This window comes from Nocardioides sp. Soil805, from assembly GCF_001429625.1.
GTDB lineage: Bacteria > Actinomycetota > Actinomycetes > Propionibacteriales > Nocardioidaceae > Nocardioides.
Genome location: NZ_LMSU01000002.1, coordinates 243,337 through 269,383, shown reverse-complemented (window position 1 = coordinate 269,383; position 26,047 = coordinate 243,337). Strand labels below are relative to the sequence as shown.

At 73.1% G+C, this 26,047-nt stretch carries 26 protein-coding genes; 13 read left to right on the top strand and 13 right to left on the bottom strand.

Annotated features, from left to right (window positions below; genetic code table 11):
- Window positions 1-108 precede the first annotated feature (108 nt).
- The 4 genes from ASG94_RS11785 to ASG94_RS11770 are packed head-to-tail and all read left to right on the top strand — an operon-like array spanning window position 109 to window position 3,444.
- On the top strand, window positions 109-1,020 hold the full coding sequence (locus ASG94_RS11785; protein WP_056926661.1) for an ABC transporter ATP-binding protein: 912 nt from the start codon (window positions 109-111) through the stop codon (window positions 1,018-1,020).
- Complete coding sequence (locus ASG94_RS11780; protein ID WP_056926660.1) at window positions 1,017-1,781, top strand: ABC transporter permease; 765 nt, start codon at window positions 1,017-1,019, stop codon at window positions 1,779-1,781. The genes ASG94_RS11785 and ASG94_RS11780 overlap by 4 nt, the downstream gene beginning before the upstream one ends.
- Window positions 1,778-2,842 (top strand): sensor histidine kinase, encoded by a 1,065-nt coding sequence (locus tag ASG94_RS11775; RefSeq protein ID WP_056926659.1) that lies wholly within the window; start codon window positions 1,778-1,780, stop codon window positions 2,840-2,842. The genes ASG94_RS11780 and ASG94_RS11775 overlap by 4 nt, the downstream gene beginning before the upstream one ends.
- Window positions 2,839-3,444, top strand: coding sequence for a response regulator transcription factor (locus ASG94_RS11770; RefSeq protein ID WP_056926658.1), 606 nt, complete (start codon window positions 2,839-2,841; stop codon window positions 3,442-3,444). The genes ASG94_RS11775 and ASG94_RS11770 overlap by 4 nt, the downstream gene beginning before the upstream one ends.
- Before the next feature lie 4 nt (window positions 3,445-3,448).
- On the opposite strand, the gene ASG94_RS11765 is transcribed toward ASG94_RS11770, so the two are convergent.
- The 4 genes from ASG94_RS11765 to ASG94_RS11750 all read right to left on the bottom strand — a co-directional run bounded on the left by ASG94_RS11765 (window position 3,449) and on the right by ASG94_RS11750 (window position 7,993).
- Entirely contained in the window at window positions 3,449-4,636 is a 1,188-nt protein-coding gene (locus ASG94_RS11765) for an NAD(P)/FAD-dependent oxidoreductase (RefSeq protein WP_056926657.1), read from the bottom strand.
- A gap of 112 nt (window positions 4,637-4,748) precedes the next feature.
- A complete protein-coding gene (locus tag ASG94_RS11760) occupies window positions 4,749-4,997 on the bottom strand; it encodes a DUF6458 family protein (RefSeq protein WP_235537245.1) in 249 nt (82 codons plus the stop codon).
- A gap of 181 nt (window positions 4,998-5,178) precedes the next feature.
- Window positions 5,179-6,933, bottom strand: coding sequence for an NHL domain-containing thioredoxin family protein (locus ASG94_RS11755; protein WP_200958103.1), 1,755 nt, complete (start codon window positions 6,931-6,933; stop codon window positions 5,179-5,181).
- Between the two features lie 13 nt (window positions 6,934-6,946).
- Window positions 6,947-7,993 carry a carboxypeptidase-like regulatory domain-containing protein gene (locus ASG94_RS11750; protein ID WP_056926654.1) on the bottom strand — a complete coding sequence of 349 codons (1,047 nt, stop codon included), beginning with the start codon at window positions 7,991-7,993 and terminating at the stop codon, window positions 6,947-6,949.
- 123 nt (window positions 7,994-8,116) lie between these two features.
- On the opposite strand from ASG94_RS11750, the gene ASG94_RS11745 reads away from it, so the two are divergent.
- Genes ASG94_RS11745 through ASG94_RS11735 form a run of 3 tightly spaced genes read left to right on the top strand, consistent with a single transcriptional unit; the run spans window position 8,117 to window position 10,930 of the window.
- Complete coding sequence (locus tag ASG94_RS11745) at window positions 8,117-8,953, top strand: maleylpyruvate isomerase family mycothiol-dependent enzyme (RefSeq protein WP_056926653.1); 837 nt, start codon at window positions 8,117-8,119, stop codon at window positions 8,951-8,953.
- Window positions 8,950-9,876, top strand: a complete 927-nt coding sequence (locus ASG94_RS11740; protein ID WP_056926652.1) for an oxidoreductase — start codon at window positions 8,950-8,952, stop codon at window positions 9,874-9,876. Before ASG94_RS11745 ends, ASG94_RS11740 begins: the two co-directional genes overlap by 4 nt.
- Before the next feature lie 40 nt (window positions 9,877-9,916).
- Window positions 9,917-10,930: a glycerophosphodiester phosphodiesterase gene (locus ASG94_RS11735; protein WP_056926651.1), complete on the top strand. Its 1,014-nt coding sequence runs from the start codon at window positions 9,917-9,919 to the stop codon at window positions 10,928-10,930.
- Between the two features lie 157 nt (window positions 10,931-11,087).
- Here ASG94_RS11735 and ASG94_RS11730 read toward each other — a convergent pair whose 3' ends face one another.
- From ASG94_RS11730 to ASG94_RS11715, 4 genes are read right to left on the bottom strand one after another with little or no spacing between them, the layout of a single operon-like run.
- Entirely contained in the window at window positions 11,088-12,710 is a 1,623-nt protein-coding gene (locus ASG94_RS11730) for a hypothetical protein (protein ID WP_056926650.1), read from the bottom strand.
- A gap of 46 nt (window positions 12,711-12,756) precedes the next feature.
- On the bottom strand, window positions 12,757-13,923 hold the full coding sequence (gene nagA / locus ASG94_RS11725; protein ID WP_056926649.1) for an N-acetylglucosamine-6-phosphate deacetylase: 1,167 nt from the start codon (window positions 13,921-13,923) through the stop codon (window positions 12,757-12,759).
- The gene (locus ASG94_RS11720; protein ID WP_056926648.1) at window positions 13,920-15,173 is read right to left on the bottom strand and encodes a PTS transporter subunit EIIC; all 1,254 of its coding nucleotides are present in this window, start codon (window positions 15,171-15,173) and stop codon (window positions 13,920-13,922) included. Before ASG94_RS11720 ends, nagA begins: the two co-directional genes overlap by 4 nt.
- A complete protein-coding gene (locus tag ASG94_RS11715; RefSeq protein WP_056926647.1) occupies window positions 15,170-15,925 on the bottom strand; it encodes a GntR family transcriptional regulator in 756 nt (251 codons plus the stop codon). Before ASG94_RS11715 ends, ASG94_RS11720 begins: the two co-directional genes overlap by 4 nt.
- Window positions 15,926-16,020: 95 nt before the next feature.
- Here ASG94_RS11715 and ASG94_RS11710 point away from each other — a divergent pair, with 95 nt between their 5' ends.
- The 6 genes from ASG94_RS11710 (at window position 16,021) to ASG94_RS11685 (ending at window position 20,346) form a co-directional block, all read left to right on the top strand.
- Window positions 16,021-17,067: an SIS domain-containing protein gene (locus ASG94_RS11710; protein ID WP_056926646.1), complete on the top strand. Its 1,047-nt coding sequence runs from the start codon at window positions 16,021-16,023 to the stop codon at window positions 17,065-17,067.
- Window positions 17,068-17,140: 73 nt separating this feature from the next.
- The gene (locus ASG94_RS11705) at window positions 17,141-17,374 is read left to right on the top strand and encodes a glucose PTS transporter subunit EIIB (protein WP_056926645.1); all 234 of its coding nucleotides are present in this window, start codon (window positions 17,141-17,143) and stop codon (window positions 17,372-17,374) included.
- Window positions 17,371-17,841, top strand: coding sequence for a PTS sugar transporter subunit IIA (locus ASG94_RS11700; RefSeq protein ID WP_235537244.1), 471 nt, complete (start codon window positions 17,371-17,373; stop codon window positions 17,839-17,841). Before ASG94_RS11705 ends, ASG94_RS11700 begins: the two co-directional genes overlap by 4 nt.
- Window positions 17,838-18,485, top strand: coding sequence for an HAD family hydrolase (locus tag ASG94_RS11695; protein ID WP_056926644.1), 648 nt, complete (start codon window positions 17,838-17,840; stop codon window positions 18,483-18,485). The genes ASG94_RS11700 and ASG94_RS11695 overlap by 4 nt, the downstream gene beginning before the upstream one ends.
- A gap of 197 nt (window positions 18,486-18,682) precedes the next feature.
- Window positions 18,683-19,030: a YciI family protein gene (locus tag ASG94_RS11690; protein ID WP_235537243.1), complete on the top strand. Its 348-nt coding sequence runs from the start codon at window positions 18,683-18,685 to the stop codon at window positions 19,028-19,030.
- Window positions 19,031-19,053: 23 nt separating this feature from the next.
- Window positions 19,054-20,346: an RNA polymerase sigma factor gene (locus ASG94_RS11685; RefSeq protein ID WP_056926642.1), complete on the top strand. Its 1,293-nt coding sequence runs from the start codon at window positions 19,054-19,056 to the stop codon at window positions 20,344-20,346.
- A 317-nt stretch (window positions 20,347-20,663) separates the two neighbouring features.
- On the opposite strand, the gene ASG94_RS11680 is transcribed toward ASG94_RS11685, so the two are convergent.
- Genes ASG94_RS11680 through ASG94_RS11660 form a run of 5 tightly spaced genes read right to left on the bottom strand, consistent with a single transcriptional unit; the run spans window position 20,664 to window position 25,952 of the window.
- Window positions 20,664-21,113 carry a VOC family protein gene (locus tag ASG94_RS11680; RefSeq protein WP_056926641.1) on the bottom strand — a complete coding sequence of 150 codons (450 nt, stop codon included), beginning with the start codon at window positions 21,111-21,113 and terminating at the stop codon, window positions 20,664-20,666.
- 24 nt (window positions 21,114-21,137) lie between these two features.
- Entirely contained in the window at window positions 21,138-21,947 is an 810-nt protein-coding gene (locus ASG94_RS11675; protein WP_200958102.1) for an ABC transporter ATP-binding protein, read from the bottom strand.
- On the bottom strand, window positions 21,944-23,827 hold the full coding sequence (locus ASG94_RS11670) for a branched-chain amino acid ABC transporter ATP-binding protein/permease (RefSeq protein ID WP_082624141.1): 1,884 nt from the start codon (window positions 23,825-23,827) through the stop codon (window positions 21,944-21,946). The genes ASG94_RS11675 and ASG94_RS11670 overlap by 4 nt, the downstream gene beginning before the upstream one ends.
- The gene (locus ASG94_RS11665) at window positions 23,824-24,708 is read right to left on the bottom strand and encodes a branched-chain amino acid ABC transporter permease (protein WP_056926640.1); all 885 of its coding nucleotides are present in this window, start codon (window positions 24,706-24,708) and stop codon (window positions 23,824-23,826) included. Before ASG94_RS11665 ends, ASG94_RS11670 begins: the two co-directional genes overlap by 4 nt.
- Window positions 24,708-25,952, bottom strand: coding sequence for an amino acid ABC transporter substrate-binding protein (locus ASG94_RS11660; protein WP_056926639.1), 1,245 nt, complete (start codon window positions 25,950-25,952; stop codon window positions 24,708-24,710). Before ASG94_RS11660 ends, ASG94_RS11665 begins: the two co-directional genes overlap by 1 nt.
- Window positions 25,953-26,047 lie beyond the last annotated feature (95 nt).

Here is a 26,047-nt window from a genome sequence, read left to right as displayed (position 1 = left end):
GCGTTCGCACCTCAACCACCGGTCGGACCGCGACTCGTGACAGGTGTCATCCCCAGGTCGTGACAGCCGGACCGGGGACCGGCGGCCGTTCCCGGCCACGCTGGACGCATGAGCACCCCAGCCCCCGCCGCGGCCATCCGCGCCACCGGACTCACCAAGTCCTTCCGCCTGCCCGACGGCGCGTCCGTGACCGCCGTCGACGCCGTCGACCTGACCGTCGCGCCCGGCGAGATCGTCGCCTTCCTCGGTCCCAACGGGGCCGGCAAGACCACCACCGTGGACATGCTCCTCGGCCTCACCAGCCCGAGCGCCGGGACCGTCGAGGTGTACGGCGAGGCTCCCGGTCGCGCCGTGGCCGCCGGCCGGGTGAGCGCGGTGATGCAGACAGGCGGCCTGCTCCCCGACTTCACCGTGCTCGAGACCGTGCAGGCGATCGCCGTGCTGCACGGTCGCCGCGACCGGGTCACCGAGGTGGTCGAGCGGGCCGGCCTCGGTCCGATCGCCCGGCGCCGCGTCCAGGCGTGCTCGGGCGGGGAGCAGCAGCGCCTCAAGTTCGCCCTGGCCCTGGTGCCCGACCCCGACCTCATCGTGCTGGACGAGCCGACCACCGGGATGGACGTGGGCAGCCGGCAGGCCTTCTGGGAGACCATGCGCGCGGACGCGTCGAGCGGGCGCACCATCGTCTTCGCCACCCACTACCTCGCCGAGGCCGACGAGTTCGCGGCCCGCACCGTGCTGATGAAGGGCGGGCGGATCGTGGCGGACGGCCCCACGGCGGACGTGCGCGCAGCCTTCGGCGGCCGGACCGTCTCCTTCCGCCCGCCGGCCGCGGTGGTGCACCGCGACGGCGTCGACCCCGCCTGGCTGGCCCGGGTCGAGCAGGCCCTGGCGCCGCTCGGCGTCACCGACGTCGAGCTCTCCAGCGCCAGCCTGGAGGCCGCCTTCCTCGCCCTCACCAGTCCCGATGCCGGCCCCGGCACCGGCATCAGCACCGACGACCTCGCAGGAGCCTCCCGATGAGCACGACCCTCCAGACCCCGGCCGCCCTGGTCGGCTACGCCGCCCTCGACCTGCGCCGCCAGGTGCGCGACCGGGTGCAGATGTTCTTCGTCGTGGCCCTGCCGGCCTTCATGTACGTCGTCTTCGGGCTCGGCTCCGACGACCCGGTCGGCAGCGGCAACGTGGCGATGTACGTGATGATCTCGATGGCGTCGTACGGCGCCGTCACCGCGACCACCGGCGTCGCCGGCAGCGCCGCGGTGGAGCGCACCACCGGGTGGGGTCGCCAGCTGGCGCTCACCCCCCTGCGCCCGCTGTCCTTCATCGCGCTCAAGACCGGCCTCGCGATGGCGGTGGCCGCCGTCCCCGTCGCCCTCATCTACGCGATCGGCGCGGCCACCAGTGCGTCCGGCACCACGTCCGACTGGCTCTTGTCGGGCGTCATCGTGTGGGCCGGCTCGGCGCTGTTCGCGGTCTACGGCCTGGCCGTGTGCCTGGCCTTCCGCAGCGACAACTCGGTCGGCATCGCGTCCGGGCTCATCGTGATCATGGCGTTCCTCGGCAACGTGTTCACCCCGATGTCCGGGCTGATCCTCGACATCGGCCGCTTCACCCCGCTCTACGGGTACGCCGCGCTCGCCCGCTACCCGCTCACCGAGGGCTGGACACCTGTCGACACCCACGACCCGCTGTGGCTGCCGGTCGCTAACGTGCTCGCGTGGACGGTGATCTTCGCGGGAGTGGCGCTCTGGGGCCTGCGGCGGGGGCAGGAGCGGGTGTGACGCCTGCAGCGCAGGCGACCCCGACCTCCACCACCTCCCCGTGGGAGCGGTGGGCGTGGGTCTTCGCGGGGATCTGGCTGGTCTTCCTCGTCTACCCGGTCATCGAGACGTTCCAGGCGACCGACTCGGTCGTGGTCACCGCCGTCGGTCTGGCCTTCATCACCGCGTTCGCCGTGGTCTACCTGGCCGGCTACGGCTGGCTCGCCGACCGGCCGTGGCTCGTCTTCGGCCTGCTCATCGCGCTGGCCCTGGCCACCGCCACCATCATCGGCATCGAGGCGATCGGCCTGACGCCCTACCTCGGCGTCTACGCCGCGCTGATGCTGCCGTCCCCGTGGTGGCCGCGCGTCACCGCCGTGGTGGCGCTGCTCCCCCTGTTGTCCCTGGTGGCAGGCGACGGGTTCCCGGCGTTCTTCTTCCTCATGGTGTGGCCGATCATCATCGGGATGGTCCTGCTGCGGGTCTTCACCGAGGGCGAGCACCGCGCCGACGAGAGCCGCGCGGAGCTCGCGCTTGTCGCCGAGCGCGAGCGCGTGGCGCGCGACGTCCACGACGTCCTCGGCCACTCCCTCACCGCGCTGAGCATCAAGGCGGAGCTGGCGGCGCGGCTCATCGACGTCGACCCCGAGCGGGCGCGCGCCGAGCTGGTGTCGATCCAGGAGACGGCGCGGCAGGCGCTGGCCGAGGTCCGCTCGACGGTGGGCGGGCTGCGGGCCAGCAACCTCGAGGTGGAGCTGGACACGGCACCCCGGGTCCTCGCCGACGCCGGCGTCCGCACCGTCGTGCACGGCGAGGTGGCCGACACCGACCCGCGGCACCGCACCCTGCTGGCCTGGGTGCTGCGGGAGGCGGTGACCAACGTGGTCCGGCACGCGGCGGCGACCACCGTGGTGGTCGACCTCGGCCCGCGCGGCATCACCGTCACCGACGACGGCGCGGGCGTCACGCGGCCGGAGGGCAACGGCCTGCGCGGGATGCGCGAGCGGGTCACCGACGCCGGCGGCACGCTGGTCGTCGGCGACGCCGGACCCGGCACCCGGCTCGAGGTGGTCCTCCCGTGATCCGCCTGCTGCTGGCCGACGACCAGGCACTGGTGCGCGGGGCGCTCGCCGCGCTCCTGGACCTCGAGAGCGACCTGACCGTGGTGGCCCAGGTCGGCCGCGGCGACGAGGTCGTCGAGGCGGCGCGGGAGTCGGGCGCCGACGTGTGCCTGCTCGACATCGAGATGCCCGGCCTCACCGGGCTCGAGGCGGCGGAGCTGCTTCGCAGTGAGCTGCCCGGCGTACGGTCGCTGATCGTCACGACGTTCGGTCGGCCGGGCTACGTCCGTCGGGCGCTCGACGCGGGGGCGGCCGGGTTCGTCGTCAAGGACACCCCGGCGCGCGAGCTCGCGGACGCCGTACGCCGCGTCCACGCCGGGTTGCGCGTCGTCGACCCCACCCTGGCCGCCGAGTCCCTGATGGCAGGACCGTCGCCGCTCACCGCGCGGGAGACCGAGATCCTGCGGCTCGCGCTCGACGGCTCGCCGGTCGCCACGATCGCCCGTGCGGCCCACCTGTCGCAGGGCACCGTCCGCAACCACCTCTCCTCGGCGATCGGCAAGACGGGGGCGTCGACCCGGGGCGAGGCGGCGCGGATCGCCCAGTCGCGCGGCTGGCTCTGAGCCCTCAGCCCGCCAGGTCCGCGAGCGGAACACTGGTGTCGGAGAACTTCTCCGGCACCGGCTGCCCGACCAGGGCGCGGATCGTGTCGATGGCGTCCCAGTCGTTGGAGTGCATGCCCGCGACGACGGTGCCGTCCTTGGCCCACAGGACGGTGAGGCCGGCGACGAGGTCGTCGCCGCGCACCACCATCTCGTCGGCTCCGTCGGGCCCGACGCTGCCGACGTACTCCATGCCCATGTCGTACTGGTCGGTGAAGAAGTAGGGCTGCCGCGTGTAGGGCTGGTCGTCACCCAGCATGGCGCGCGCGGCGGCCCGGCCCTGGTGCTGCGCGGTGTCCCAGTGCTCGACGCGGATGCGACGTCCCAGCACGGGGTGGGCGTGGTTGGCGACGTCCCCGACGGCGAACACGTAGGGGTCGCTGGCACGCAGCGTCTCGTCGACCAGGACGCCGTTGTCGACGGCGAGGCCGGCCTCCTCGGCGAGGCGGACGTCGGGGACCGCGCCGATCCCCACGACCACCAGGTCGGGGGTCACCTCGTGGCCGTCGGTGAGGATCACCGTGCGACCCTCGGTGGACGCGACGCTGGTCCCGAGGCGCAGGTCGACGCCGTGGCCGCGGTGGAGCTCGGCGAACCTGGCGCCCAGCTCGGGTCCCAGGACGCCCAGCAGCGGCTGCTCGGCCGGGTCGACGATCGTGACGTCCACGCCGGCGTGCCGGGCGGCGGCCGCCACCTCGAGGCCGATCCAGCCGGCACCGACGACCAGGATGTGGCCGAGGAAGGCCTCCTTGAGGGCCACCGAGTCGTCGATGGTGCGCAGGTAGGTCACCGACACGTCGGAGTCGTCGAGGTCCTCGAGGCGGCGGGGCGTGGACCCGGTGGCGATCAGCAGCCGGTCGTAGGGCACCGACTCGGCACCGGCGTGCACCTGGCGGCGGTCGAGGTCGATGCTGGTGACCTCGGTGCCGGTGCGCAGGTCGACGTCGTTGTCGTCGTACCAGTGCTGCTCCATGACGTGCGCGGACTCCGGCGTCGCGTCGCCGAGCAGGATGCCCTTGGACAGCGGGGGGCGCTCGTAGGGCAGGTGCCGCTCGGCGGCGAGGACCACGATGCCGTCCTCGTGCCCCTGGTCACGGAGCTCTCGCGCTGCGTTGGCGGCGGCGATGCCGCCACCGATGATGACGATGTCCATGACTGCCCCTGGGTGAGTGCGCCCGCCTGTCGGGACGGCGCTTCGCACGCTACAAGCGCCGCGGGGACGGCGCCACAGTCATCCGACCCCACTCTGCCCAGGGGCGTCGAGGTCAGACCTCGCGGCGCTCCTCGACGTGCGTGGTGCGCGAGCGCTGCTGGTTCATCACCAGCGCGAGGACGAGCGACAGCACACCTGCCGCCACCAGGATCCAGCCGAGCGTCTCGCTGGCGACGAACTCGTCGATGGCGCTCAGGTCGACGGCTCCGGTCAGCAGGATGAGACCGAGGACGAGCAGGACGATGCCGAGACCAATACCCATGATCAGCTCCTTCGTACGACGACGCCGGTGCGCCGTCACTGCCCCGAGGGTAGGACCCCGGCGTCCGGAATCCGTGCACCGACGGTCCGCGACGCCCCGGCCGGCGCTGCACGCGCGCAGAGTGGCGGCACATCGCCGGTGGCCCCTCCACAGTGGCGGCACATCGCCGGGATCTGCCTCCGGGGCGCGCGATGTGCCACCACCCTGGACGGCGGGCGACTCAGAGCGCGGCGTCCGCCACGCCCCCCAGGGGCAGGGCGAGCACGGCGTCACCGTCGGCGGTGATCCGCACCGGCACGCCCCAGTCCTGCTGGTGCATGTGGCAGGCCGCGCCCTCGCCACCGCCCTCGTCGCAGGAGGCGGCCCGGGCCGCGACGTGCAGCACGCCGTCCCCCACGGCCGGGTCGAGGACGAGCTCGCGGCGCAGGTCGGTGCCGCGGCCCTCGCCCTCGCGGATGAGCGCGGGCGGGGTGGCGGTGACCAGCAGCTGCGAGGGCGGGCCGAAGCGGTCGTCGACCTTCTGGCCCGGCGGCGGGGTGAAGGCGATCTCGAGCGACAGCCGGGCTCCGACGTCGGTCACCGGGCGCTGGGTGGTGTGGCTGAAGTCGGCCGCCGCCGCGCTCGCGCCCAGCGCGACCCGGGTCAGCCGGTGGGCGGCGGACTCGACGACGACGAGGTCGCCCCCGTCCACGTACAGCCCGCTCGGCTCGGCCAGGTCGACGGCCAGCGTGGTCAGCTCGCCGTCGGCGAAGCGGCGTACGGCGCCGTTGTAGGTGTCCGCGACGGCGACCGAGCCGTCGGGCAGGACGGCCACGCCGAGCGGGTGCTGGAGCAGCGCGACGTCGGCCGTGCCGTCGCGGAAGCCGAAGTCGAAGAGCCCGGTGCCGACGGCGGTGTGCACCCGGCCCGAGGCGTCGATCCAGCGCAGCGAGGACGTCTCGGCGTCGGCCAGCCACAACCGGTCACCGTCGGCGGCCAGCCCGCTGGTCTGGGCGAACCACGCCTCGCCCGCGGGACCGTCGAGCAGCCCCTCGTTGAGGGTGCCCGCGGCCACCTCGACCTCGCCGGTGGCCGGGTCGAAGGTCCAGAGCTGGTGGATGCCCGCCATCGCGATCCAGACCCGGTCCTGCCACCACGCCACGTCCCACGGGCTGCTGAGCCGCTCGGTGCCGTCGCCCTGCATCCACTGGGTGCCGTCGCCGGCAAGGGTCCGCACGTCACCGGTCGCGAGCGAGAGGCCGGCCAGCCGGTGCCCGACGGTGTCGGCGACCACGACGTCGTACCCGACCCCGGACGCGACCTCGGTGGGCAGCAGGCACAGGCCGTTGGGCTCGCGGAAGCCGCCGAAGCGACGGACCACGCCGCCGTCGTGGTCGAGCAGCACCACCTCGTCGTGCCCGGCGTCGGCGACGAGCACGCCGCCGGTCACCACCGACGAGGCCGGCAGCGGCACGGCCTTGGCCGGGAAGCGCAGGTCGCTCGGCTCCACGACCGGCGGGACGTACGGCGAGTCACCGGGCTGCAGGGTGCCTCGCGCGCGGTGCTCGGGGACCAGGTCCTCGAGCAGCGAGGCGATCGCGTGCGCGTGGCCCTCGCCGGCGTACTGGGCCACGATGTAGCCCTCCGGGTCGATCAGCACCAGGGTCGGCCACGCCCGCGCGGTGTAGGCCTGCCACGTCGTGAGCTCGGGGTCGTCGAGCACCGGGTGGTGGACGGCGTACCGCTCGACGGCGGCGACCAGCGCGTCGGGGTCGGCCTCGTGGACGAACTTGGGCGAGTGGACGCCGACGACGACCAGCTCGTCGGCGTACTGCTCCTCCACCGGGCGCAGCTCGTCGATGACGTGCAGGCAGTTGATGCAGCAGAACGTCCAGAAGTCGAGCAGGACGAAGCGACCTCTCAGGTCGCGGACGGACAGCGGGGCGGCGGTGTTGAGCCAGCCGCGGCCGGTGAGCTCAGGGGCACGGACATGCACGTCCCCCATCCTCTCAGCGGCGCACGCGCTTCGTCGCCCTGGTGGTCACCGTGGCCGCGACCCACGCCATCTTCCACCCCGTGACCTCGACCGCGATGCGCTTGCCGAGGAGCGACCGGGTGACCTTCAGCTTGGCCCGCCGAGCCTTGGCGATCGGCTTGCCGTTGGCGAGCCACCGGTAGGAGAGCGGGATCGTCGCCGGCGCCCAGACTCCCTTGTCGACCCGCAGGAGGGTGCCGACACGGGGCTTCCCGGTCACCTTCGGCCGGGTGATGTTGCGGACCACGCCGGTGTCCGTCGGCACGACGGGAGGAGCGGTGGACGGCGCCGCCATCACCTCGTCGATACCCCCGTTCTCCGCGCCTGCCACGACGGTGATCGGCGTCGCTGCTGCCGCGTTGGCGGCGTTGGGCCAGTACTCGGTGGCGTAGCGGTTCTGGAGGTCGTTGAACGCCACGACGTAGGCGCCCGCCGGCAGGCCCGCCAACCGGTAGCGCCCGTCGGGTGACGTGAACACGTACGTCACGGACACCGGCGCGGCCGTGTCGCCCACGCGGTAGGCGCGCACGTACACCACGCCGAGCCCCACGCCGTCAGGACCGGTGACGGTCCCCGACAGGCTCCCTCCCGGTCCCAGCCGGACGTCGAGCCCCGCGACCGTGCCGCCCTCGGCGACCGAGACGTCGAGACCGCTCTCGACGGTGGTGCCGCTGGGGTAGTACTGCTGGGCGAGGCTGCCGTCGTAGGTGACCACCCGGAGCCGGTAGGTCCCTGCCGGGACGACCAGCTCGTACCGGCCCGCGGCATCCGTCTCGGCCTCGACGTCGTCCGCCCCGCTCGCGGTGTGCAGCGGCGCCCACCCACCCGTCGTGACCGGGGGCTGAGGTGCCACCCACCGCATCGGCGTCACCTTGGCGTACGGCACCGGGCCGTCCGGTCCGAGGACCGTCCCCGAGAGCCGACTCGTCCAGGCCACGTCCGCTGCGGAGAACGCGGGAGGCAGGCTCAGTCCGGCCAGGACCAGGGACACCACGGCCAGCAGGGCGGTACGAAGGCGCACGTGACTCTCTTCCATCAGGTAGGCAGTCGTCGTGACCGCGGTCCGGACCCTAGGGCGTCACCGACCGGCGCCGCAGGCGAACGAGTGAGCCCGATCGGGACGAGGAGCACTAGGGTTCGATCCATGAGCACACCTCCCGCGGACAGCCGCGGCGACGTCGCACTGACCGGCTACGTCGACCTGTGGTGGCAGGCCGTCAACGACTTCACCGCCCTGCTCGAGAAGGTGCCGGCCGAGCAGTGGTCGACGCGCACCGACCTGCCCGGCTGGGACGTCCACGCGGTCGCCGCGCACACCGCGCACCTCGAGTCGCTGCTGGCCGGCGGCGAGCACGTCGACGTCGAGATCGGCGACGTGCCGCACGCCCGCGGGATGATGGGCCGCTTCACCGAGCAGGGCGTCGTCGCCCGCCGCGACGCCACCCCCGACGACCTCATCAACGAGATCCGGGCCGCGGCGACGGCGCGCCACACCGCGCTGCTGGCGGACCCGCCGACCGACCCCGACGCTCCCGCGCCGGGGGTCTACGGCGCGATCGGGTGGTCCACGCTCACGCTGCTGCGCAACCGTCCGCTGGACCTGTGGATGCACGAGCAGGACGTACGCCGCGCGGTCGGCGAGCCGGGCGGCCTGGGCGCCGACGCGGCCGTCCACTCCGTCGACTACCTGTGCGAGAGCCTCGGCTTCGTGCTGGCCAAGCGGGTCGGCGCCGAGCCCGGCACCACCGTCGTCGTCGAGGTCGAGGGGCACGCCCCGGTCGCCGCGGTCGTGTCGGAGGACGGTCGCGGCCGACGCCTCGACGAGGTGCCCGCGGAGCCCACGGTGGGGGTGCGCACCGACCGCGAGTCCTTCGTCCTGCTGGCCGGCGGTCGGCGCGACCCCGAGCCCGGCCGGGTCGAGGTCTTCGGAGACCCCGACCTCGCGACCCGGGTCCTGGACGGGTTCGCGGTCACGCCGTGAGCGACGGCTGGTCCGTCTCCGACCTCCCCGACCTGACCGGGCGCACCGTGCTGGTCACCGGAACGACCCGGGGCGGGCTCGGCCACCACACGGCCCTCGAGCTGGCCCGCGTCGGTGCCCGGGTCGTGCTGGCCGGCCGCGGTGCCGACCGGCTGGCCGAGACCGAGGCGGCCATCACCGCCGAGGTCCCCGGTGCACGGCTCGAGCGCCTGGTGGTCGACCTCGCCGACCTCTCCTCCGTACGACGCGCGGGCGAGGAGGCGTCGCGGTTCGGGCCGATCGACGTGCTGGTCAACAACGCCGGGATCATGGCCGTCCCCCACCGGCGCACGGTCGACGGCCTCGAGTCGCAGATGGCGACCAACCACTTCGGGCCGTTCCTGCTGACCGGGCTCCTCCTCCCCCAGGTCACCGCCGCCGGCGGCCGGGTGGTCACCCTCTCCTCGAGCATGCACAAGGTGGCCCGCCGGGCCCCGCTCGGCGACCCGCGACACCAGGAGGGCCGCTACCGCCGCTGGCGGGTCTACGGCGAGTCCAAGCTGGCCAACCTGCTCTTCACCTTCGATCTCGACCGGCGCTGCCGGGAGGCGCACCTGCCGGTGACCGCACTGGCGGCCCACCCGGGCTTCGCCGGCACGCACCTGGTCGTCAACGGCCAGCTCGGTGGCGCCCGGGGCGGCCCGGCGGCCATCCTCGACGCCGCCGTCAAGGCCGTGTCGCAGTCCGCCGCGGCCGGCGCGTGGCCCACGCTGATGGCCGCGACCGCCGACCTGCCCGGCTCGACGTACGTCGGTCCCAGCGGTCCCGGCGAGATGTCCGGCACGCCGCAGGTGGTCACGCCGCGCCGTCTCGCCATGGACCCCGACGCCCAGCGGCGGTTGTGGGAGATCAGCCAGGACGTCACCGGCATCACCTACCCCTGAGGTCTGTCCGCCGTCCGTCCCGGGCCCTAGGGTCTGCCGGGTGAAGTCCTTCGGCGCAGCGCTCGCCCTCCCCGCCCTCCTGACGACCCTGCTCACCACGCTCCTCACGAGCACGGCCGCCGCGCCCGCACAGGCCGCGGCCGAGGACAACCCGTGGCTGCAGCAGCGGGTGCTCAACATGGCCCACTCCGGCGGGGAGCTCGAGGCGCCCACCAACACCATGTACGCGTTCAAGCGGGCCGAGCGGCTCGGTGCGGACATGATCGAGCTGGACGTCCAGTCCACGCGCGACAAGAAGCTGGTGGTGCTGCACGACGCCATGGTCGACGAGACCACGGACGGCACCGGCAAGGTCGAGGACCTGACCCTGCGGCAGGTCCGGCGGCTCGACGCCGCCCACTGGTTCGTCCCGCGCCGCGGCACCACCCACGACGCACGCGCCAAGAAGTACAGGTTCCGGGGCGTGCGCACCGGCGAGCGTCCCGCCCCGAGCGGCTACAAGCGCACGGACTTCGCCGTGCCGACGCTCGCCCAGGTCTTCCGTCGCTTCCCGGGGCTGCCGATCAACATCGAGATCAAGGGGACCGCCGACTCCGACGCGGCCTCCTACCTCCGCACCGGTCGCCTGCTCGCGGACTTCGTCAACGACGCGGGCCGCGACGACGTCATCGTGTCCTCCTTCGACGACGCGGCGCTGGCCGACTTCCACCGCCGCTCGCCCGCGACCGGCCTCGCGCCCGGCCGGCAGCAGCTCACCGCCTACTTCCTGTACGGCACCCGCCCGCTCGAGGGCACCGTGGCCCTCCAGGTGCCCGTCGAGAGCTCCGGCATCCGGGTGCTCACCCCCGAGTTCGTCGCGCGGGCCCACGCCGACGGCTACGCCGTGCACGTGTGGTTCAGCGGCACGGCCCCGGACGACGCCGCGACCTACAACGCGATGATCGACGCCTGTGTCGACGGGCTGATGCCCGCCCGTCCGACGCTGCTGGAGCGGATCCTCGACGAGCGCGGGATCGAGCGTCCGGGCGAGCCGGGGGTCCACCCCTGCGCGTAGGCCGTCGGCCGGACCACCGCAGCTGCGTCGTCCGCAGCACGACGCAGGCAGTTCGCGGCGGCTGCGTCGTCGCTGAGCGTCGGTCGGACGTCGAGACCGGCGAACTGCCCGCACGGTGCGCGTCCCCGGAGCTCGATCCGCGGGACACCGCTTCCAGTCACTCGCCCTGAGACTCCACGGCCTCCTGGGGCCGGCGGTCCTGCACCCGCACCATGCCGCCGAGGGTGGCGACGTACGCCGTCCCGTCGGGCGCCAGGGTGAGGGTGGCGTGGTCGTTGTTGGCCAGCACACCGGTGCCGGTGCGCACGCCGAACATCGCGCGGCCGCTGCGCACGTCGACGCCGGTGAGGTACCACGCGCTGACGCCCCACCACGTGGGCCGCTTGGTGCTGACGTAGACCAGCCCGGTCCCCACGGACACCTGCGGGGCACCGGAGGGCGCCACCAGCTCGCTGGTCCACCGCACCCGGCACTCGCCCGCCGACCGGTCGGCCGGCACGTCGACCCGGGCCAGGCCGCCCGTCGTGCCGCGGCCCAGCAGGGTCCGCAGCGGCCCGGCGTACCCGTGGGTGTTGGCGACGACCACCCCGCCGCCGACGCTGGCCAGGGCCGAGTCGGTCGCGCTCGCCTCGTCGTCGAAGACGGCAGCCCGGCAGATCTCGGCCCCGTTCGAGCGCTCCACCATGACGACGTGCAGGCGCGGCTCGGCGTTGTCGGCGAAGGCGATCACCCCGCCGTCGAGCAGGACCGGGCTGGTGCCGCTGCCCCGGGTGGCCTGGCCGCTCTTGCGGTCGGCGCCCCGGTCGTAGGCCGTGCGCCAGCCCACCACGGGGGTGCCGGCCTCGTCGACCGACAGCCGGTAGAGGGCGTGGGTGGTGAGGACGTAGGTGCCTCCGGTCTCGTCGGTGCTGAAGGGGTGCGCGACCTCCTCGCCGAGGTCCAGCACGCGCACCTCGCCGGAGTCGGGGGCGACGGTGCCGACCAGCCCGCCCCGCGTCGCCCACCAGATCCGGCCCTGCCAGTCGGGGAGCAACGCGACCACGCAGTCGTCGGCCGGGACCTGCGTCGAGAGGTCCCACGTGCGGTCGGTGGTGAGGTCGGGCTCGCCGTCGGCGTCCGCGGTGGAGACCGCCAGGACCCGGCGGTCCGAGGTGGCCACGACCATGCGGTCGCCGGCGTCGAGGTAGGCCGCGTCGAGCCCGGCGGCGCACCCGTCGTCCTTGGGCGAGGGGAGCCGCTTGGTCGCGAGCGGGTGCAACGAGTCGGGGTCGATGACGTGCAGGGCGGAGCCGCCGCGGTCACCGCACAGCCCGACCAGCCGGTCGCGGCCGTCCAGGGTCAGCGTCGTGCAGTGCTCGAGGCCGTACCAGGCGGAGTCGACCTCCGGCTGGAGCCCGACCGGTCCCGACCACGGGGTCGCGCCGGTGCTCCACGCGTCGTCGAGCACGGCCCCGGCCCCGTTGCGGGCCAGGTGCGGGTTCTGCGGGACCGTGCCGACCTGCAGCGGGCGCGCCTGCGCCGGCCGGCCGACGTACGACGGGGCGACGAGGACCCCCGGCGACGGCGGGACGGGCAGCCACCCGTCCGGGACGACCACGATGATCCCGGCGACCGCGGCGACGACGGCGGCCGCGATCGCGAGGCCCCTCCGGGTGATCCATAAGCGGTCGAGCACCCACCAGCGGACCCGCGGCACGCACAGGGCCACGAGCACGGCGACGGGCACCCACGGACCCAGCGCCAGCCACGCAACGACGACGCCGAGGACCAGCCAGATCACGTGCCCTCCCCCGCGTCAGACATGGCCGCAAGGGTACGGCGGGGGCTCACCCGATCCAGGCACCCGCGCGCATGACGCGCACCACCTCGAGCGAGTCGTCCAGCACGACCAGGTCGGCGCGACGCCCCGCCTCCAGCGCGCCGACGTCCGTCAGGCCGAGCACGCGCGCGGGTGCGGTGCTCGCGGCGTGCACGACGTCGAGCAGCGGCAGCCCGGCGACGGCGACGGCGTACCGCACGGCCGCGTCCATCGTCAGCGTCGACCCGGCGATCGCCCCCTCGCCGGGGCCGTCGTGGGCGAGGCGGGCGACGCCGTCGCGGACCTCGATGGCCATCGGCCCGAGGCGGTAGTCGCCGTCGGCGGCGCCTGCGGCGGCCATCGCGTCGGTGACGAGCACGCAACGACCCGGCTTGGCGGCGAAGACGGTGCGCAACAGGGCCGGGTGCAGGTGCACCCCGTCGGCGATCAGCTCCACGTCGGCGTCCGACTCGAGCAGCGCGCCCACCGGGCCCGGCTCGCGGTGGTGCAGCCCGCGCATGGCGTTGAAGAGGTGGGTGCCGACCCGGGCGCCGGCGTCGAGGGCGCACCGGGCGACGTCGTACGTCGCGTCGGTGTGGCCGATCGCGGCCACCACGCCGGCCGCGGCGAGCTGGCGGACCGCTTCGACCCCGCCGGGCAGCTCCGGCGCGAGGGTGACCATCCGGACCGACCCGCGCCGTCCTGAGCCTGTCGAAGGGTCGCCGGCCGCGAGCAGCGACTCGACCGCGGCCGGGTCGGGCTCGGCCAGGGAGCCCGGCTGGTGGGCGCCCGAGCGGCGCGGGCTGAGCCACGGGCCCTCGAGATGCACCCCGGCGAGGACGTCGTCCTGCACGAGGAGGGTCAGCTCGCGCACCGAGCGGACCATGGCGTCGTGGGTGTCGGTCACCAGGCTGGCGGCCATCGAGGTGGTGCCGTGGGCGAGGTGGGCCGCCGCGACGCTGGCCGCCGCGTCCGCCGTACCGGCGTCGAAGGACGCGCCCCCGCCGCCGTGCACGTGCATGTCGACCAGGCCCGGGACGACCGTGGCGGCCCCGAGGTCGACGACCCGGGCGGCGAGCGACGGTGGCGGGCCCTCGCCCACGGCGACCAGCCGGTCGCCGTCGAGGTGCAGCCACCCCGGCGCGAGGATCCGCGCCGGGGTGACCACCTGTGCAGCCGTGAGGAGGGTGCTCACGCGCTCGTGTCGGCCTCGACGAGCGACTCGGCGTCGTCGTCCTCGCGCCCGGGGGTCCGCAGGTTCCATCGGCGGATCACGAACCGGAAGAGGACGTAGTAGATCGCCGCGTACCCGAGCCCGATCGGGATCAGCAGCCACGGGTCGGTGGCGATGTTCCAGTTGAGGACGTAGTCGAACAGCCCCGCGGAGAAGCCGAAGCCGTCCTTGATGCCCAGGGCGTTGACCAGCGCCAGCGAGGTGCCCGTGAGCAGGGCGTGGACGACGTACAGCGGGAAGGCCACGAACATGAACGCGAACTCGAGCGGCTCGGTGACGCCGGTGAGGAAGGCGGTGAGCGCGGTCGACAGCATGATGCCGCCGACGGCCTTCTTGTGCTGCGGCTTGGCCTCGTGCCAGATGGCCAGCGCGGCGGCCGGCAGGGCGAACATCATGATCGGGAAGAAGCCGGTCATGAAGGCGCCGGCCGTCGGGTCGCCGGCGAGGAACCGCGGGATGTCGCCGGTGACGGTCTCGCCGCCGGCGGAGGTGTACTCGCCGAAGATGAACCACGGCGGGTTGTTGAGGATGTGGTGCAGGCCGAGCGGGATGAGCAGCCGGTTGAGGGTGCCGTAGACGAAGCCGCCAAGGACGGTGTTCTCCGTGACCCAGTCGCCGAGGCTGGTGATGCCAGCGTCGAACCACGTGTAGAGCAGGCTCATCAGCACCGAGATCACGATCGCGGCCAGCGCGGCCAGGATCGGGACGAAGCGGCGGCCGCCGAAGAATGCGAGGTACGGCGGCAGCGAGATCCGGTGGTAGCGCTGCCACAGCCACCCGGACACCAGGCCCATCACGATGCCGCCCAGGACGCCGTAGTTGATGAGCTCCTGCTCGGCACCCTCCGCGGCGGCGCCGAGGACGTACGGCGACATCGCGTCGCCCACGCCCTCGAAGACGAGGTAGCCGACCACGGCCGCCAGGGCCGTCGACCCGTCGGACTTGCGCGCCATGCCGATCGCGATGCCGACGGCGAAGAGCAGCGGGAGGTGGGCGAAGATCGCGTCGCCCGCCGCGCCGATGACCGGCGCGACCCGGTCCCAGCCGAGGCCGTCGGCGCCCAGCAGGTCGGGCTGGCCGAGGCGGAGCAGCAGGGCGGCCGCCGGCAGCGCCGCGATCGGCAGCATGAGGCTGCGGCCGAACTTCTGGAGTGGCGCGAGGTTGAACCTGCGTCCGGAGGTCCCGCTCACCGCGGTGTCTGAGGTGGTCACGAGGATGCTTCCCTTCCTGTGGGTGCCTTGCTGGGTCCTGCGAGGTTCATGTGCAGCTGGTAGCGGTCGCCGCGGTAGCGCGACACGACGTGCTCCAGCGGCCGGCCGGCCGCGCTCGAGACGCGGCGGAAGACCAGGAGCGGGGTGTGGACGGGCGCCTCGAGGCGCCGCGCGGTGGCCCCCTCGGCGCCCTCGCCCCACAGCGTCTGCTCGGCGGCGTCGATGACGAGGCCGTAGCGCTCCGCGAAGAGCGTGTAGAGCGAGCCGGTGAGGTCCTGGGTGTCGAGGTCGGGGAGCAGGCGGCACGGGTACCAGCCCTGCTCGATCGCCATCGGCTGGTCGTCGGCGAGCCGGACCCGGTCCACGCGCCAGGCCGTGCCGGAGGATCCGAGCCGCAGCGACCGCGCGACGTCGGCGGGCGGGCGCTCCTCGTCGACGCGCATCAGCCGTGTCGAGGGGGTCAGGCCGCGGCTGCGCATGTCCTGGGAGAAGGACGCGAGGTGCAGCTTGCTCTCGACCCGCGGCCGGGCCACGAAGGTGCCCTTGCCCTGGATGCGCTGGAGCAGCCCCTCCGCGACGAGGCTCTCGATCGCCCGGCGCACGGTGGCGCGCGAGACGTCGTACGTCGCCATCAGCTCGCGCTCCGAGGGGATGGCCACGTCCGGTCCCAGCTCGGTGACGGCCAGCTCGGCGAGCACGTCGCTGAGCTGGACGTGCTTGGGCCGAGGTCCGTCGCTGATGCTGCGAGCCATCTCTGCCTCTCGACGTGGGACGTGAGCATTGGTACGGTCTGGTCCGTACCAGTTGGGAGCATGGGCCCGACCCGCCGGACTTGTCAAGGATCACGATGACGACACCCCCCTCCACCCGGATGGCCGCAGAGATCGCCGAGCAGCCCGAGGCGGCGCGGCGCACCCTCGAGCACCTCCTGCCGCAACGGGCCGAGCTGCGGGCGGCCCACGCCGGGCGCCGGCGGGTGCTGATGGTGGCGCGCGGGTCCAGCGACAACGCCGCGACCTACGGGCGCTACCTGCTCGAGGTTGCCGCCGGCGTCCCGGCCGGGCTGGCCGCCCCCAGCGTGGCGACCCACTACGGCGCGCGGCTCGACCTGTCGGACACGCTCGTCGTCTCCGTCTCCCAGTCGGGCGCCACCGCGGAGATCGTCGAGACCCAGGACTGGGCCCGCCGGTGCGGCGCCGCGACGGTCGCGGTCACCAACGTGGGCGACTCGCCGCTCGCCGCCGAGGCCGACGTCGCGCTGGTGACCCGGGCCGGCGCCGAGCTCGCGGTCCCGGCGACGAAGACCTACCTCACCCAGGTGCTGGCCCTCGCGGTCCTCGCGGACGCGCTCGGCGCCGACCTCGAGGCGTCCCTGGCGACGGTGCCGGCCGCCGTCGCCGACCTGCTCGGGACCGACGTGACCGAGGCGGCCCGGGCGCTGGCCGAGGCCGACGAGGTCGTCGTGTCCGGGCGCGGGCTGCTGCTCGGCACCGCCCTGGAGACCGCGCTCAAGCTCGAGGAGACCTGTCTGCGGCCGGTCCGCGGCTACTCGTACGCCGACCTGCGGCACGGCCCGATCTCCGTGGTCACCCACGGTGTGCTGGCCGTCCTCGTCGCCGCCGCCGACGGGCCGCTGGCCGCCCCGATGGTCGAGCTCGCCGGGGACCTGCGCGGCCGGGGCGCCCGGATCCTGGGCATCGGCGGCACGACGGCGTTCGCCGGGCAGTGCGACGTCCACCTGCCCGGCCCCGACCTGCCCGAGGTGGTGGCGCCGATCGGCTCGATCGTCCCGGCGCAGCTCACCATCGAGCGGCTCGCCCGCGACCTCGGCCTGGACCCCGACAACCCCCGCGGGCTGGCCAAGGTCACCCGCACCGACACATCCGCTGGTTGAGCAGGTTGCGCAGCAACCGTGTCGAAACCAAAGGTGTCCCCACCCCACCCCACCCCACCCGAAGGAGCAGCACATGAGCAGCAAGGCAGCACAGATCCTGGCCGGCCTCGGCGGCGCCGACAACGTCGTCGAGATCGAGGCCTGCATCACCCGCCTGCGGACCGAGGTCAAGGACGGGTCGATCGTCGACCAGGCCGCCCTCAAGGCCGCCGGCGCGCACGGCGTGATGGCCAGCGGCACCACCGTCCAGGTCGTCGTCGGCCCCGAGGCCGACAACCTCGCCGACGACATCGAGGACCTGATGTGACACCTCCCCCGACGCAGGTGCTGGCGCCCTGCCCCGGCCGGGTCCTCGCCATGGCCGAGGTGCCGGACCCAGTCTTCGCCGAGGAGATGGTCGGCCCCGGGGTGGCCATCGAACCCGACCCGGGGTCCACCGTCGTCGTCTCCCCGATCGCCGGCACGGTCCTCAAGGTGCACCCCCACGCCTTCGTCGTGCTCGGTGACGGGGTCGGCGTGCTGGTCCACCTCGGCATCAACACCGTCCGCCTCGACGGCGCCGGCTTCGAGGTCCTCACCAGCCAGGGCAGCCAGGTCGCCGCGGGCGACCCGATGATCCGCTGGGACCCGGCCACGATCCCGGACTCCGCCGACGGCCAGGACATCTCGACCGTCGTCCCAGTGGTGGTGATGGACGCGCCCCGCGGCTCGGTCACCAGCGACGCGGTCGGCGGCCCGGTCCAGGCCGGCGACCTGCTCTTCACGACGGCATGAGGCCCACCGCCCTGCTGCTCGACCTCGACGGGACGCTCGTCGACTCCGAGCCGCTGCAGCGGGAGGGCTACCGGCGCTTCTTCGCCTCCCGCGGCTGGGTGGAGCCCGACCTGTCGGTCTTCACCGGGCGTCGGGCCGAGGACGTCCTGCCCACCCTTGACGGCCCGTGGCGCGACGACGACCACGCCGCCATCGCCCGCGAGGTCACCGCCCTGGTGCCGCGCGACGTCGCGCCGAGCCCGATCCTCGGGGCCGACGCGCTCGTGCGGGCGGCGGTCGCCGTCGGGGTCCGGGTCGCCGTCGTGACGTCGGCCGGGCCGGCGTGGGTGCAGCAGGCGCTCGGGGACGGGATGCGGCTGCTCGACCTGGTCGAGGTCGTCGTGACCGCGGAGGACGTGGTCGACGGTAAGCCCGACCCCGCGGGCTACCTGCTCGCGTGCGAGCGGCTGGGCCTCCACCCGGGCACCACCCTGGCGGCCGAGGACAGCACCGCCGGCGTCCGGGCCGCGGTGTCGGCCGGCGTGGGGCACGTCGTCGGCGTGACCACGTCCCACGCGGCCGCCGAGCTGCGCGACGCGGGTGCGCACGCGGCGTACGCCGACCTCCGGCCGGTGGCCGAGCAGGTGGGTCGGCACGCGCCGTAGACGTCGGCCCGACGCCCGCGAGATCGGGGAGAACCCTTCCGGCGGTCGGTGCCAGCACCGAGGATGGCGACAGCTCGGAAGAAAGTCCTGTCGCCGATGTCGAAGACTCCACCAGCCGTTCGACGTACGTGCGAGAAGCAACCACACGGCTACCAACAGGAGTGATCGCAATGCCGCGTTTCATGGGTTTCGTCAGGATGGCAGAGGGAGTCGGCACGCCTCCGCAGGCGCTGTTCGACGCGATGGACACCTACATCGGCGAGCAGGCCGCCAAGGGCGTGTTCCTCGACGGCGGCGGGCTCTACGGCACGGAGGACGCGGTCAACTTCGTCGTTCGGCAGGGTGAGGTCACCCGCGTCGACGGGCCGTACGCCGAGGGCAAGGAGGTCGTCGGCGGCTGGGCGATCATGCAGTACGACACCGTCGAGCAGGCCGTGGCCGACCAGGAGGAGTTCGCGCAGCTGCACGCCAAGCACTGGCCCGAGGTCACCGTGATCTCGACGCTGCGCCAGATCTCCAACGGTCCGGAGGAGCCCGGCGCCTGAGCCGGACTCACTACGCTGGCCGCGTGCCGGCAGGGACCAGTGCGGACGACCCGACCGAGGCCGTCCACTCCGCGTGGCGGGCCGACGCGGCCCGCCTCGTGGGTGCCCTCACCCGGATGACCCGCGACGTGGAGCTCGCCGCGGACCTCGCGCAGGACGCCCTCGTGGCCGCGCTCGAGCAGTGGCCGGTGACCGGCGTCCCGGACAACCCCTCCGCGTGGCTGATGACCACGGCCAAGCGGCGCGCCGTCGACCACTTCCGGCGCGCCGACACCCTGCGGCGCAAGGTCGCGGAGCTCGAGGGCGCGCACCGAGGAGAGGAGGCACGGATGCCCGACCTCGACGGCCAGGTCGACCACATCGAGGACGACGTCCTGCGCCTCGTCTTCCTGTCCTGCCACCCCTCCCTCACTCCCGAGTCCCGGGCCGCGCTCACCCTGCGCCTGGTCGGCGGACTGACCACGGCCGAGATCGCTCGCGGGTTCCTCACCACCGAGTCGACGATGGGCCAGCGCATCTCGCGCGCAAAGAAGACGCTGTCCGCCGCCCACGCGGACTTCGAGCTGCCGACCGGTGAGGAGCGGACCCGGCGCCTGGACGACGTGATGGCCGTGATCTACCTGATCTTCAACGAGGGCTACACCGCCACCGCCGGGGACGACTGGATGCGTCCCGACCTGGCGGCCGAGGCGACGCGGCTTGCCCGCATGCTCGCCGACCTCGCGCCCGACGAGCCCGAGGCGCTGGGGCTCCAGGCGCTGCTCGAGCTCCAGGGCTCCCGGGTCGCCGCCCGGCTCGACGTCGATGGCACGCCGGTGCTGCTGGAGTCGCAGGACCGGGCGCTCTGGGACCGGCTGATGATCCGCCGCGGGCTGGCCGCCCTGCAGCGGGCCTCAGGGCTCGCGGCCCAGGGCCGCCCCGTCGGCCGGTACTTCCTCCAGGCCTGCATCGCCGCCGAGCACGCCCGCGCCCAGCGTCCCGAGGACACTGCCTGGCGCCGGATCGCCTCCCTGTACGACGTCCTGGCCGGTGCCGCCCCGGGACCGGTCGTCGAGGTCAACCGCGCCGTGGCGCACGGGCGGGCGTTCGGGCCGTCGGCCGGTCTTGCCGTGCTGGACGCGGTGGATCCTGAGTCGCTCGGCGACTCGCCGCTGGTGCCGAGCGTCCGTGGCGACCTCCTCGAGATGGCGGGTCTGCACGCCGAGGCCGGCGCGGCCTTCGCGGAGGCTGCTGCCCGCACCCGCAACGAGGGCGAGCGAGTCGTCCTGCACCGTCGGGCCGCGGACAACCTGGCGCGGGGCTCGAGGTCCGACTGACCCGCGGGCCTGTGCCGTGGGCAGGATGGCCGGACGACGTGGACCCCGACGCCGGCCCCTGACACGTCGTCGTACGCCGGTCTCGTTCGCCCCGCGGGCGGTCACCGGCACTGCGTCCGCCACAGTGGCGGCGTACGACAGCTCGAAGGCCACCTTCGGTGTCGTGTGCCGCCACTCTGCGTGCGCCGGGCACTGCGCCCGCGGCTGGGGAACGACACAGGTCCGTACGCCGCTCGGGAGGCCGATCTCGTTCCCCACCGGCCGACCGCGGGCCGGCGATACGCAGGTCATCGGGGGCGGCGCCGGGAATCGGGGGGCTACCCGGAGGGTGGCCGGGGGGTCACGGTCGTCCCGCCCCATTCCTCGGGGGCGACGTCGGTCAGGGTCTGGTTGAGGACCCACTGGTGCCCGAAGGGATCGTCGATCGTGGCCTGCCGCTCGCCGTACTCCCAGTCATGGGGCGGGTCGACCAGGACGGCCTGCCGGGCCATCGCCGTCTCGACCAGGGCCGCCACGTCCTCGACCTTGAGCATGACCTGGTGGGAGCGTCCCCGCTCCGGCGTACGCCGCCCCGGCCGCACCTCGGCCACCACCAGCTCGGCCGGTGAGCCGCCGGGCAGGCCGAGCTGCGCGCGGTGCCCCTCGCCGATGCGGACGTGCTCGACGAAGCCGAAGACCTCGCCGTACCACGCCACGGCCTCTCGGACGTCGGCCACGATCAGGACAGGCGTCACCCGCGCGTGGGGCGCCGACCGGTTCACGATCACCCCGCCAGACTAGGCCGTACGACGTCAGGTCGGCGGGGCCACGGGCTCCTCGGTCGAGGTCTCGGAGACCGAGCCGCCGAAGTACATCTGGGCGAGCTCGGGGTCGCCGAGGACGGCGGCGGCCGGGCGCTGGGTGATGACGCGCCCGCTCTCCATGACGATGCCGTCGGTGGCCATCCGCATCCCGAAGCGCACGTTCTGCTCGACCAGCAGGATCGTCTTGCCGCTGTCGGAGAGCAGCATCACCGAGTCGTAGAGCACCTGCAGGGACTTGGGGTCCAGCCCCAGCGACGGCTCGTCGAGGAGCAGCAGCACCGGGTCGAGCATCAGGGACCGGGCGAACTCCACCATCCGCCGCTGGCCGCCCGAGAGGTTGCCGGCGTTGTCGTGGGACCGGTCGGCCACGATCGGGAACATCGAGGCGACCTGGTCGTAGCGCTGCTTCACCAGGGCCTTGTCGCGCCGGATGATGTAGGCGCCGAGCAGGACGTTCTCGCGCACCGACATCGAGGGGAAGAGCGCGTTGGACTGCGGCACCTGCGAGATGCCGAGCTCGAGGATCTCCGCCGCCGAGCAGTCGTGGATCGCCTTGCCGTCGAGGTGGACCTCGCCCAGCCGCGGCGTGAGCAGCCCGCTGACCGTCTTGAGGACCGTCGACTTCCCGGCTCCGTTGGGGCCGACGATGCAGGCCACCGAGCCCTTGGCGACGGAGATGTCGACGCCCTGGAGCACGTCGCCGCCGCCGTACCCGGCCACGATCCCCTGCATCCGCAGCATCGGCTGCGCCGTCCCGACCGGCTCGCTCGCCCCGCCGGTCCCGTGTCCCTCGCTCATCGGCGGGCCTCCTCGATGTGGAAGTCCTCGCCGAGGTAGGCGTCGATCACGGCGGGGTCGTTCTTGATCTCCTCGGCGGTCCCCGAGGCCATGGTCCGACCACGACCCAGCACGTGGACCGGGTCGCACAGGCCGAGGACGAAGGGCATGTTGTGCTCCACGATGAGGAACGTCTTCCCGTAGGAGTTCAGCTCGCGGATCATCTCGCCCATGCGGTCGATGAGGACCGGGTTGATGCCGCCGGCCGGCTCGTCGAGCAGGATCAGCTTGGGGTCGAGCATCAGGATCTGGGCCAGCTCGACGAGCTTCTGCTGTCCGTAGGAGAGCGCCTGCGCCCGCTGGTCGCGGAAGTCGCGCATCCCGACGAACTCCAGCAGCTCCTCGGCCGCGCGTGCCTCGCTGCCGCTGACGGCGATCTTGCCGAGCCCGCGCATCGAGAACGACGGCTGGGCGGCCACGACGTTCTCCAGCACTGTCATCTCGCGGAAGAGCCGGGTGATCTGGAAGGTCCGGCCCAGGCCGCGGTGCGCCCGCTGCCAGGACCGCATCCCGTCGATCCGCTCGCCGTCCAGCACGATCTCGCCGGCGTCGGCCCGGATGGTGTCGTCGATCAGGTTGAAGAGCGTGGTCTTGCCCGACCCGTTGGGGCCGATCAGCCCGGTGATCGAGCCCTCGGGCACCACCAGGCTGGCACCGTCCACGGCCTTGACGCCTCCGAAGTGCTTGACCAGACCGGTGACCTCGAGCAGCGGCCGGTCGGGCACCTCGGTGCGGTCGACGACCTGGACGCGGTCGGTCAGCGAGGCGAGGCTGCCGCCGGTGCCGATGCGGGCACCGACGAGGCCGGCCTTGTTGCGGGTCCGTCGCCAGCTCAGCGCCGACTCGATCGCCGGCAGGATGCCGCGCGGCAGGAAGATGACCACCACGACCAGCAGCCCGCCGAAGAGGAAGAGCCGGGCGTTGCCGCCGCCGAAGCTGTTGTTGGCGATCTCGTTGAGCGGCTCGATGAGGAAGGCCCCCAGCACCGGTCCCCACAGGGTGGCCTTGCCACCGATGAGCATCGACAGCACCAGCTGCACGCTGATGAGGATGCTGAACATGCCACGCGGGTCGATGAAGGTCAGGTAGTAGCCGTAGACCGCGCCCGCCATGCCCACGAAGACGGCGCTGGCCATGAAGGCGATGATCTTCTCCACCGGCAGGTTGATGCCGATGGTGGCGGCCTTGGTCTCGTCCTCGCGGATCGCGATCAGGCCCATGCCGAGCTTCGTACGCCGGATCCACCAGGTCATCAGCAGCTGCAGCGCCAGCACGGCGGCCAGCGCGTAGTAGAAGGGCAGGTTGATGATGTCGCGGTCCCAGTCGGGCAGCGGCATGGTCAGGCCCGCGGTGCCGTTGGTGACCGACACCCAGTTGACCGCGAAGACCTGCACGAGGAACAGGAACGCGACGGTGATGATGACGAACGCCGGTCCCGAGGAACGCAGGGACACCAGGCCCAGCACCAGCGCGACGAGCGCCGCCACCAGGCCGGCCACCGGCACCCACCACCAGATGGTGACGTCGGGGTTGCGGGCCGCGAGCACCCCGATCGTGTAGCCGCCGAGGCCGATGAACGCGCCCTGGCCCAGGGAGATGTAGCCGGCGAAGCCGGAGATGATGTTGAGCCCGCTCGCGCCGATCGCGAAGACCAGCGAGAGGATGATCATGTTCTGGTAGTAGAGGTCGTCGGTGACGAGCGGGTAGACCAGCAGCGCGATCGCGGCGGCGAGGGCGACCGCCCGTCCCAACCAGATCGGCTGGGTCCAGGGTCGGCCGTGCCCGGCGTCGGCGGCCTCGGCGCGGGTGGTCTCGGGCTCGGTGGCAGGACTGTCGGTCATGCGGCGACGGCATCCTCTCGGAGTCGGGTCCCGAGCAGGCCCTGCGGACGGATGAGCAGCACGGCGAAGACGATCGCGTAGGGGACGGCCGTCGCCCAGGAGGGCGAGACGTACGTCGAGGTGAAGGTCTCCGCGAGGCCGAACAGGATGGCGCCGAGCACCGCGCCGTTGAGGCTGCCCAGGCCGCCGAGCACGACGATGGCCAGCAGCCGGGCGATCCACTGGTAGTGGGACCCCGGGACGAACGGGTAGAGCACCCCGGTGATCGCGCCGCCCGCGCCCGCGGCCGCGATGCCGATCGCGAACACCAGGGCCGCGACGGACGCCGTGCGGATCCCGACCAGCTGGGCCGAGGACGGGTTGCTGGCCGCGGCCCGGATGGCGCGCCCCAGCCAGGTGCGGGTGAGCACGACCCACAGCACGACCAGCACCGCGACCGCGATCAGGCCGCCGTACACCTGCGCCTTCGGCAGGAAGATCCCGCCGAGGGTGAAGGACTCGTCGGCGTACGCCGGCCGGATCGCGGTGGAGTTGTTCCCCCAGATCTCGCCCATCGCCCCCTCCAGCACCAGCGCCAGCCCGAAGGTCAGCAGCACGGTGGAGGCCATGGGGGCGGACCTGATCGGCGAGACGACGACCTTGTAGGTCGCCCAGCCGATCGCGAACACCACCGGGGTGGTGATCACGATGGCCAGCAGCGGGTCGATGCCCACCACGTCCCACAGGGTGTAGGTGATGAACGAGGCCAGGACCAGGAAGGCCCCGTGGGCGATGTTGATCACCTTCATCACCCCGAAGATCAGGGTCAGTCCGCTGGCTGCAAGGGCGTAGACACCGCCCAGCAGCAGCCCGAGGACGAGGCTCTGGAGGAAGACGGTCATCAGCCGGCGCCGCCGGGCATCCAGTCCCGCTCGATCTTCGCGGTGGCGGCGTCCTCGGGAAGCACGATCTGCGGGGCGCCGTCCTGCCACTGGCCGATCAGGAACTCACCCTGCGGGGCACCGGTCTCGTCCCAGGACAGCGGGCCGAGGATGGTCTCCACCTCGTTCTCGTGCAGCCAGTCGGCCAGCGCCTGCTGGTCGTCGATGCTGCCGACCGCCTCGACGGCCGCCTGCATCACCTCGGCCGCAGCGAACGCGTCTGCGGCGTCCTCGGGGACCTCGCCCTCGCCGTACATCTCCTCGTACTTCGCGACGAACTCGGCGTTGCCGGGGGTGTCCGCGTCGGGCGAGTGGCTGACGGCGTAGAAGATGCCCTCGGTGTTCTCCTCGCCGATGCCCTCGGTGAACTGGCTGCCGAAGGACGGCGCGTTGGTCTGGAAGAACATCTCCGGGGTGAAGTCGGCCTTGAGCATGGCTCGCGTCATCCCGATGCCGTCCTCGAACTGCGCGCCGTGGACGACGAGGTCCGGGTCGGCGTTCTTCATCGCGCTCACGATCGTGTCGAAGTTCTTGGTGTCGATGGCGTAGGTCTCCTCGTAGACCGTCTCGACCCCGGCGTCCTCGAGGATCGCCTTGATGCCCTCGACGTTGGGCGCGGCGAACGGGTCGTCGAGGGTCGGGTACGCCGCGGTCGTGGGCTTCTCGCCCTCGGGCAGCTGGGCCACCCACTCGGCGAACACCTTGCCCTGCTTGTCGGCGGTCGCCTGCTGGGCGAAGAAGAGGTACTCGAAGCCGCGGTTGAACATGTCCGGGGAGCCGCCGGCAGGCTCGACGTAGAGCATCTGGCTGCGTTCGGCCACGGCCGAGGCCGGGAGGTTGAGCAGCGAGGAGAAGGTCCCGAGGAGGAGGTCCACCTTGTCCTGGCTGATCAGCGCGTTGTAGTCGGTGACGACGGTGTTCTGGTTGGAGGCGTCGTCCTTGATGTTCAGCTCGACCTGGCGGTCCAGCAGGCCGCCGTCGGCGTTGACCATCTCCTGCCACACCTTGTAGCCCTGCTCGGCGGCCTGGCCGGGCTGGGAGAACTCACCGGTCAGCGGGAGCGAGGTGCCGATGACGATCGGGTCGTCGCTGCCACCCTCGCTGCCGCCGTCGTCGCCACCGCACGCGGCCAGGCTGGCGACCAGGACACCGGTCACCGCGGCGGCCATCAATCCTCGGCCACGACCTCGGGAAATCTGGACCATGCTTCCTCCTCGGTTCATCCGCAATCGATTGCGGCATCGCCAGTGTTGTGAACTACGCCACAGGTGTCAAGGGATCCCGGGCAATTCCAGCGCTC